Genomic DNA, 8,098 nt, shown 5'->3' with positions numbered 1-8,098 from the left:
TACCTGTGCCACTGAGGCGGGCCTCTCGGCCTCTCGCTTCCTGCATCTGTTCAAGGAAGAGACCGGCATCTCGTTCCGCTCCTTCCGGGCCTGGAAGCGCGCGCGGCATCTGCTGCACTTCGCCAACCAGGACCTCAACCTCGCCCATCTCGCGCAGGACATCGGTTATCCCGATTCCACGCATTTCAGCCACTCGATCCGCCGCTTCTACGGATTGAAGCCGCGCGCGATCTTCGTCGGCTCGCGGGATCTTGCGATTTATCGCAGCACCGAGACGGTGCGGATGGCTGAGGCGAGCTAGCACCGCTGTCGCAGGGTGGGCAAAGGCGCTCTTGCGCCGTGCCCACCACCTCTCGGCAATTGACAAAGATGGTGGGCACGCTTCGCTTTGCCTATCCTACGAGAGCTCGTTTTTAGCTAGCTTCTCCGCGCAAGAAGCCGCATGTCGCGCGGCACATGATCGCAAGCGTTGAATTCTCAACGTGCGAGACATCATGAGCGACAAGGCCGTCATCACCTGCGCGCTGAACGGCGTGCTCACCGACCCGAAGCAGCACAATGTGCCCGTGACGCCCGAGCAGATGGCGCGCGAGGCCAGGGCTGCGTTCGATGCCGGCGCGTCCATCATGCACATCCATTTGCGCCAGCAGGCGCCGAACAAGGGGCATCTGCCGTCCTGGGAGGTCGCGGTCAGCAAGGAGATCCAGCAGGCGATCCGCGAGGCCTGCCCCGGCGTCATCATCAATCACACCTCGGGCGTATCGGGGCCGAACTACTCCGGCGCGCTCGACTGCATCCGCGAGACCAGGCCGGAGATCGCCGCCTGCAACGCCGGCTCGCTGAATTATTTGAAGGTGAAGGCCGACAACAATTGGGCCTGGCCGCCGATGATGTTCGACAACGCGGTCGAGAAGGTGAAGGACTATCTCGACGTCATGAACGCGGTCGGCACCATCCCCGAGTTCGAATGTTTCGACGTCGGCATCGTGCGTTGCGTCGGCATGTACCACCAGGTCGGCATGTACACGGGGCCGCTCGAATACAATTTCGTCATGGGCGTCGCCTCCGGCATGCCCGCTGATCCTGAATTGCTGCCGATCCTCATCAAGCTCAAGCGCCCCGAGGCGCATTGGCAGGTCACCGCGATCGGCCGCGAAGAGATTTGGCCGCTGCATCAGCGCTGCGCCGAGCTCGGCGGCCACTTACGCACCGGCCTCGAAGATACCTTCTATCTCGCCGACGGCACGAAGGTGACCTCGAACGGCCAGCTCATCGAAGCGGTTGCCGCCTGCGCAAGGCGTGCGGGCCGCCAGATCGCGAGCCCTGCCGAGGCGCGGAAGATCTTTGGGACGAATCGCTGAACCATCGCCTCACCCGTCATTGCGAGCAAAGCGAAGCAATCCAGAATCTCTCCGCGGAAATACTCTGGATTGCTTCGTCGCTTCGCTCCTCGCAATGACGAGCAGGATTGAGTTATGTCCATTCTCGAAAACACCATCTCCGCCGGCAGCGCCGGCTACCACGCCAACCGCGACGGCATGCTCGGCTTGATCGATCGCATGCGCGCGCTGGAAGAGCGCACGCGTGCCGCGTCGGCTGCAGCGAAAGACCGCTTCCACAAGCGCGGCCAGCTGCTGCCGCGCGAGCGCGTTGCGCTGGTGCTCGATCCCGGTGCCCCCTTCATCGAGCTGTCGACGCTCGCCGGCTACATGTTCGACGTGCCAGATCCCAGCAAGAGCGTGCCGGGCGGCGGCGTCATCGCCGGCATAGGCTTCGTCTCGGGGATCCGCTGCATGGTCAGCGCCAGCGATTCCGGCATCGACGCCGGCGCGCTGCAGCCCTACGGCCTCGACAAGACGCTGCGGGTGCAGGAGCTCGCGCTGGAGAACAAGCTGCCTTACGTCCAGCTCGTCGAAAGCGCCGGCGCCAATCTCTTGCGCTACCGCGTCGAAGATTTTGTCCGCGGCGGCAACATCTTTCGCAACCTCGCGCGGCTCTCCGCCGCGGGCCTTCCGGTCGTGACCGTCACGCACGGCTCCTCCACTGCGGGCGGCGCCTATCAGACCGGTCTGTCCGACTACATCGTCATGGTGCGCGGCCGCACCCGCGCCTTTCTCGCGGGCCCGCCGCTGCTGAAGGCCGCGACGGGCGAGATCGCGACCGAGGAAGAGCTCGGCGGCGCCGAGATGCACACGCAAATCTCCGGCCTCGGCGATTATCTCGCCGAGGACGATCGCGATGCCTTGCGCATCGCGCGCGAGATCATGGCGGCGACGGAATGGGAGCGGCCGGGCCGGGCGGCTTCAGAGTTCAGGCCGCCGCGCTACGACCAAGAGGAGCTGCTCGGCATCATGCCGATGGACCACAAGCGTCCCGTCGACATGAAGCAGGTGATTGCGCGCATCGTCGATGATTCCGACTTCACCGAGATGGCGCCGAATTATGGCCCGGCCACCGTCTGCGGCCATGCCCGCATCGAGGGCCAGGCGATCGGCATCATCACCAATAACGGCCCGCTCGATCCCGCCGGTGCCAACAAGGCGACGCACTTCATCCAGGCCTGCTGCCAGACCCGCACGCCGATCCTCTATCTCAACAACACCACCGGCTACATGGTCGGCAAGGCCTACGAGGAGGCCGGCATGATCAAGCACGGCTCCAAGATGATCCAGGCCGTGACCTCGGCGACGGTGCCGCAGATCACGATCTATTGCGGCGCCTCGTTCGGTGCCGGCAATTACGGCATGTGCGGGCGCGGCTTCCATCCGCGCTTCTGCTTCTCCTGGCCCAACGCCAAGACCGCTGTGATGGGCGGCGAGCAGGCCGCGGAGACCATGGCGATCGTCACCGAAGCCGCCGCCGCCCGCCGCGGCAAGCCGATCGAGAAGGATAAGCTCGATGCCATGAAAGCTGAGATCATCGGCGTGTTCGACGGCCAGATGGACGTTTTCTCGACCAGCGCGCGCGTGCTCGACGACGGCGTGATCGATCCGCGCGATACTCGCGCGGTTCTGTCGGAGGTGCTCGCGATCTGCCGTGAGGCCGACGCGCGCTCGCCCCAGCGCATGCAGTTTTCGGTGGCCCGCCCATGAGGAACGGATCAGTGCAGCACCGCCCGTTCTTTAAGGTATTGGTCGCCAATCGCGCCGAGATCGCATTGCGCGTGATGCGAAGCGCGCGGCGGCTTGGCCTCGGCGTCGTCGCAGTCTATTCGGATGCCGATCGCGATGCGCTCCATGTGAAGCAGGCCGATCAAGCCGTGCGCATCGGCGAAGCTTTGCCCGCGCAATCCTATCTCAACGTTCCCGCGATCATTGCTGCGGCGAAGGCCAGCGGCGCGGATGCAGTGCATCCCGGCTATGGCTTCCTTGCCGAGAACGAGGAGTTTGCGCAAGCCTGCAAGGATGCCGGCCTCGTCTTCATCGGCCCGTCGCCGCAAGCGATCGAGGCGATGGGCAACAAGGCCGGCGCCAAGGAGATCATGAAGAAGGCCGGCGTGCCCATCGTGCCCGGCTATCAGGGTATCGAGCAGGGCGACGAGGTCATGTTCGCGGAAGCCAAAAAGATCGGCTTCCCCGTCATGATCAAGGCGGTCGCCGGCGGTGGCGGCCGCGGCATGCGGCTTGTCACCGATGCGGCGTCGTTGCCCGATGCGCTGCGCAGTGCGCGCTCGGAGGCGAAGGCGGCGTTCGGCGATCCCACCGTCATTCTCGAGCGCGCCATCCAGAATCCCCGCCACATCGAGATCCAGGTGTTCGGCGACAGCCACGGCAACGCCGTCCATCTCGGCGAGCGCGACTGCTCGGTGCAGCGGCGTCACCAGAAGCTCATCGAGGAGGCACCATCGCCCGCTGTCACCCCCGAGCTGCGTGCGAAAATGGGCGAGGTTGCAGTCGCCGCGGTGAAGGCGCTGCGCTATGAGGGAGCAGGGACGCTGGAGTTCCTGCTCGACGAACGCGGCGAGTTCTACTTCATGGAGATGAACACCCGCCTTCAAGTCGAGCATCCCGTCACCGAGGCGATCACCGGGCTCGATCTCGTCGAGCTGCAGCTGCGCGTGGCGCGTGGCGAGCCATTGCCTTTGAAGCAGCAGGACATCAAGTTCTCCGGTCATGCCATCGAGGTGCGGCTTTGCTCGGAAGACGCCGGGCGGGATTTCATGCCGCAGTCCGGCCGTATGGCGCGCTGGCAGGTGCCTGACGGCATCCGCGTCGAGCACGCGCTGCAATCGGGTTCCGAGATTCCGCCGTTCTACGATTCCATGATCGCCAAGGTGATCAGCCATGGCGCGACTCGCGAGGAGGCGAGGGGGCGGCTGATCGTTGGTCTCGAGCGACTCACCGCGTTCGGCGTGACCACCAACCAGGCGTTTCTGATGTCGTGCCTGCGCCATCCCGGCTTTGCCAAAGGCGAGGCGACGACGGACTTCATCGGCGCACATCGCGACGAACTGCTGGCACCGCGTGCGGATGCGATATTTGACGTGGTGCTGGCTGGGCTTCTGCTCTACGTCACGAACTCGCGCGCGCCATCATGGCGGATCGGGCGGAGCCTGTCGGCAACGTTTCCGCTGCCTGCGAAGATCGAGGTCGCCGGCCAGAGGTACGAGCTCGAAATCACCCGAGAGCGCGATGGCAGCTACATCGTCATAACTGACGGCCGACAAGACAAGTTTGAGATCGACCAGCTCGATCCCGACGCGATTCGCTTCCGCCACGATGGCGTGATGGACAGTGCTAAATTCCTGCGCGACGGCGATCAGCTCTACCTCCAGCAGCGCGGCATTCCGTTCGCCGTCACCGATCTCACCCTCGCCGCGCCGAAAGTGGCGGCAACGAATGGCGGCGACGGCAAGGTTCGCGCCGCCATGAACGGCCGCGTCGTCGCGGTCCTCGTCAAGCCGGGCGACCGCGTCACCGCGGGCCAGCCGGTGCTGACACTGGAGGCGATGAAGATGGAGCACATCCACAAGGCCGGCAGCGATGGCGTGATCGCCGCGATCGACGTTGCCGAAGGCGAGCAGGTGACGGCCGGCAGGATCGTCGCGGAGATCGGGGCGGGGTAGCGCGACAAGCCCAACTCGTCGTCCCCGGCGAAGGCCGGGATCGATAACCGCAGGGTTGGGTTTGGCGACGACTCCGAGTTACCAGCTCGCATCATAACCAGTCCCTGTGGCTTGGTCCCGGCCTTCGCCGGGACGACGGCAGTGCTATTGGCTTCTTCCCGTCCCCGCGTTCAGCAGGCACGCCACCTGATGCCCATCACCGGCATCCAGCAATGCCGGCCGCTCCGTCTTGCACCGCTCCATTGCATACCGGCAGCGCGTGTGAAATGCGCAGCCTGACGGCGGATTGACGGGGCTGGGGACATCGCCGTCGACCAGCGGCGCCAGCCTCTTCGCGAGCGGGTTGGCGATGGGCACGGAAGCGAGCAGGGCCTGCGTGTAGGGATGCCTGGGATTGCGGAACAGATCGTCCTTGTCGGCGATCTCGACGATGCGGCCGAGATACATCACCGCGACGCGGTGGCTGATATGGGCGACCACGGCGAGATCGTGCGCGATGAAGAGATAGGAGAAGCCGTGCTCGCGTTGCAGGTCGATCAACAGGTTGATCACCTGTGCCTGGATCGAGACGTCGAGCGCGGACACCGGCTCGTCGCAGACGATCAGGCGGGGCCCCAGCGCGAGCGCGCGTGCGATGCAGATGCGCTGACGCTGGCCGCCGGAAAACTGATGCGGGAAGTTTTTCATCTGGTCGGACCGCAGGCCCACTTGCTCGAATAGTTTTGCGACGCGCGTCTCCAGCTCCTTTCCGGTCGCAAGCCCATGCACGGCGAGCGGCTCACCGACGATGTCGCCCGCGGTCATGCGTGGGTTGAGCGAGGCAAACGGGTCCTGGAACACGATCTGCATCGAGCGGCGGTGCGGGCGCAGCGCCGTCTTGGACAGGTGCGTGATGTCCTCGCCGTCGAGACGGATCTGGCCCGAAGTCGGCTCGACCAGCCGCAGCACGCTGCGCGCCACCGTCGATTTGCCGCAGCCGGATTCGCCGACAAGGCCCAGCGTCTCGCCGGCGCCAAGCGAGAACGAGACGCCATCCACCGCATGCACAGTGCCGATCTGCCGGCGCAGCACGCCGGCGCGCACCGGGTAGTGCTTCTTGAGTTCGGTGACTTCGAGCAGCACTTCGCTCATGCCACCTCCGCCACTTCTTCCGCGCGCCAGCACGCCGCGAGATGGCCGCCGCCCCAATCCGCAAGCGGCGGATATTCTGCTTCGCAGCGCTTGATCGCGAGCTTGCAGCGCGGCGCGAAGGCGCAGCCTTGCGGCAGCCGCACCAGCGAGGGCACGGTGCCCGGAATTTCGTTCAGACGCGCCGGTGCCGGCACACCGGATGCAGGGACGGCCGGGATCGAGGCCATCAGCCCGCGCGTGTAGGGATGCTTTGGTGCTGCGAACAGCGCCTCGACGCTGGCTTCCTCGACCTTTCGTCCCGCATACATCACGATGACGCGCTGCGCGGTCTGCGCGACCACGCCGAGATCGTGCGTGATGAGGACGAGGCCGGTGCCGAGCTCCTTCTGCAGATCGAGGATCAGCGCCAGAATCTGTGCCTGGATGGTGACGTCCAACGCCGTGGTCGGCTCGTCCGCGATCAACAGCGCCGGCCGGCATGCCAGCGCCATTGCGATCATCGCGCGCTGGCGCATGCCACCGGAGAGCTGGTGCGGATATTCTTTTGCACGTCTCGCAGGCTCCGGGATGCGCACCAGCCGCAGCATCTCGACCGCGATGCTTCGCGCTTCCTTCGACGAGATGTTCCGGTGCAGCCGCACGGCCTCGACGATCTGATCGCCGATTCGCATCACCGGATTGAGCGAGGTCATCGGCTCCTGGAAGATCATGGAGATGCGATTGCCCCTGACCGCGCGCATCTGCGCTTCATCCAGCGCCAGCAGATCGGTGCCTTCGAGCGTCACGGAGCCGCCAACGATGCGGCCGGGCGGATCGGGCACGAGCCGCATCAGCGACAGCGCGGTGACGCTCTTGCCGCACCCGGATTCGCCGACGATCGCCAGCGTCTCGCCGCGCGTCACGGTGAAGGAGACGTCGTCCACCGCCTTGAACAGGCCGGAGTTCGTGAAGAACACCGTCTTCAGGTTCTTCACCTCGAGCACGATATCGGATTTCTGTGCCATCAGCCGCGCTGCCGGGGATCGAGGATGTCGCGCAGGGCGTCGCCGAACAAATTGGCGCCGAACACGGCGAGGCTGATCGCGATGCCGGGGAAGATCACCAGCCACGGCGCGGTGCGGACATATTCGGCGGCGGATTCGGAGAGCATGCGGCCCCATGACGGATAAGGCTCGGGAATGCCGAGGCCGAGGAAGGAGAGCGAGGCTTCGGTCAGGATGGTCGAGCCGAGCTGGGCGGTGGCGAGCACGATCAGCGGCGCCAGCGTGTTCGGCAGCACATGCCGCAGTGCGATGCGCATCTCGCTCATCCCGATCGACTTGGCGGCTTCGACGAAAGGCTGTTCGCGCAGCGCCAGCGTATTGGCGCGAATGACGCGCGACACCGTCGGGATCAGCGGAATGGCGATGGCGATGATCACGTTCGGCAAGGACGGGCCCAGCGCCGCGGTCATGATCAGGGCGAGGACCAGCAGCGGCAATGCCTGCAGCACGTCGGAGACGCGCTGGAACACCAGATCGACCCAGCCCGAGAGATAGCCGGAGGTGAGGCCGACGATGACGCCGATCGTGCCGCCGAGCGCGGTCGAGCCGATGCCGACGGCGAGCGAAATGCGCGCGCCGTGGATGATGCGGCTGAACACGTCGCGGCCGAAGGAATCCGTCCCCATCCAGTGCGCGAGAGTCGGGCGCGCCAGCGCGCGGGCCGAATCGACGGTGAGGGGATCGTAGCGCGCGATGAAATCGGCAAAGATCGCGGTGAGCACGAACAGGGTCATGATGACGAGCCCGGCTGCGCCCAGCACGTGCCGCTGCGCCATGAACAGCACGCGCCGCCACCCGCCGGTCGCATGCGCCCCGGCCCGCCTCAGTTCAACGTCAAAGTCGATCGCGGCCAAGCGGC

The 8,098-nt window shown here is 65.5% G+C and carries 7 protein-coding genes; 4 read left to right on the top strand and 3 right to left on the bottom strand.

Features of this window, described 5'->3' with window-relative positions; genetic code table 11:
* From A5906_RS43675 to A5906_RS02195, 4 genes are all read left to right on the top strand, one after another.
* A partial coding sequence (locus A5906_RS43675) for a helix-turn-helix domain-containing protein (protein WP_245326560.1) occupies positions 1-301 on the top strand: 301 nt, incomplete at its 5' end.
* Positions 302-494: 193 nt separating this feature from the next.
* Positions 495-1,361 carry a beta-keto acid cleavage family enzyme gene (locus A5906_RS02205; RefSeq protein ID WP_080133625.1) on the top strand — a complete coding sequence of 289 codons (867 nt, stop codon included), beginning with the start codon at positions 495-497 and terminating at the stop codon, positions 1,359-1,361.
* Positions 1,362-1,475: 114 nt separating this feature from the next.
* Positions 1,476-3,092, top strand: coding sequence for an acyl-CoA carboxylase subunit beta (locus tag A5906_RS02200; protein WP_080133624.1), 1,617 nt, complete (start codon positions 1,476-1,478; stop codon positions 3,090-3,092).
* A complete protein-coding gene (locus A5906_RS02195; RefSeq protein WP_080133623.1) occupies positions 3,089-5,065 on the top strand; it encodes an acetyl-CoA carboxylase biotin carboxylase subunit in 1,977 nt (658 codons plus the stop codon). The genes A5906_RS02200 and A5906_RS02195 overlap by 4 nt, the downstream gene beginning before the upstream one ends.
* A 144-nt stretch (positions 5,066-5,209) precedes the next feature.
* Here the strand turns inward: A5906_RS02195 and A5906_RS02190 are convergent, their stop codons facing one another.
* From A5906_RS02190 to A5906_RS02180, 3 genes are read right to left on the bottom strand one after another with little or no spacing between them, the layout of a single operon-like run.
* Entirely contained in the window at positions 5,210-6,196 is a 987-nt protein-coding gene (locus A5906_RS02190) for an ABC transporter ATP-binding protein (RefSeq protein WP_080133622.1), read from the bottom strand.
* Positions 6,193-7,200: an ABC transporter ATP-binding protein gene (locus tag A5906_RS02185; protein WP_080133621.1), complete on the bottom strand. Its 1,008-nt coding sequence runs from the start codon at positions 7,198-7,200 to the stop codon at positions 6,193-6,195. The genes A5906_RS02190 and A5906_RS02185 overlap by 4 nt, the downstream gene beginning before the upstream one ends.
* The gene (locus A5906_RS02180; protein ID WP_080133620.1) at positions 7,200-8,093 is read right to left on the bottom strand and encodes an ABC transporter permease; all 894 of its coding nucleotides are present in this window, start codon (positions 8,091-8,093) and stop codon (positions 7,200-7,202) included. The genes A5906_RS02185 and A5906_RS02180 overlap by 1 nt, the downstream gene beginning before the upstream one ends.
* Positions 8,094-8,098 lie beyond the last annotated feature (5 nt).

The organism is Bradyrhizobium sacchari (assembly GCF_002068095.1).
In the GTDB taxonomy this organism is placed as follows: Bacteria; Pseudomonadota; Alphaproteobacteria; order Rhizobiales; family Xanthobacteraceae; genus Bradyrhizobium; species Bradyrhizobium sacchari.
The sequence above is the reverse complement of the archived record's forward strand: the minus strand, read 5'-3'. Positions and strand labels throughout refer to the sequence as shown.

What these genes read in the sequence shown, in the direction of transcription:
- A5906_RS02205 (WP_080133625.1), top strand. Translation starts at nt 495, where the DNA reads ATGAGCGACAAGGCCGTCATCACCTGCGCGCTGAACGGCGTGCTCACC.
- A5906_RS02200 (WP_080133624.1), top strand. Translation starts at nt 1,476, where the DNA reads ATGTCCATTCTCGAAAACACCATCTCCGCCGGCAGCGCCGGCTACCAC.
- A5906_RS02195 (WP_080133623.1), top strand. Translation starts at nt 3,089, where the DNA reads ATGAGGAACGGATCAGTGCAGCACCGCCCGTTCTTTAAGGTATTGGTC.
- A5906_RS02190 (WP_080133622.1), bottom strand. Translation starts at nt 6,196, where the DNA reads ATGAGCGAAGTGCTGCTCGAAGTCACCGAACTCAAGAAGCACTACCCG.
- A5906_RS02185 (WP_080133621.1), bottom strand. Translation starts at nt 7,200, where the DNA reads ATGGCACAGAAATCCGATATCGTGCTCGAGGTGAAGAACCTGAAGACG.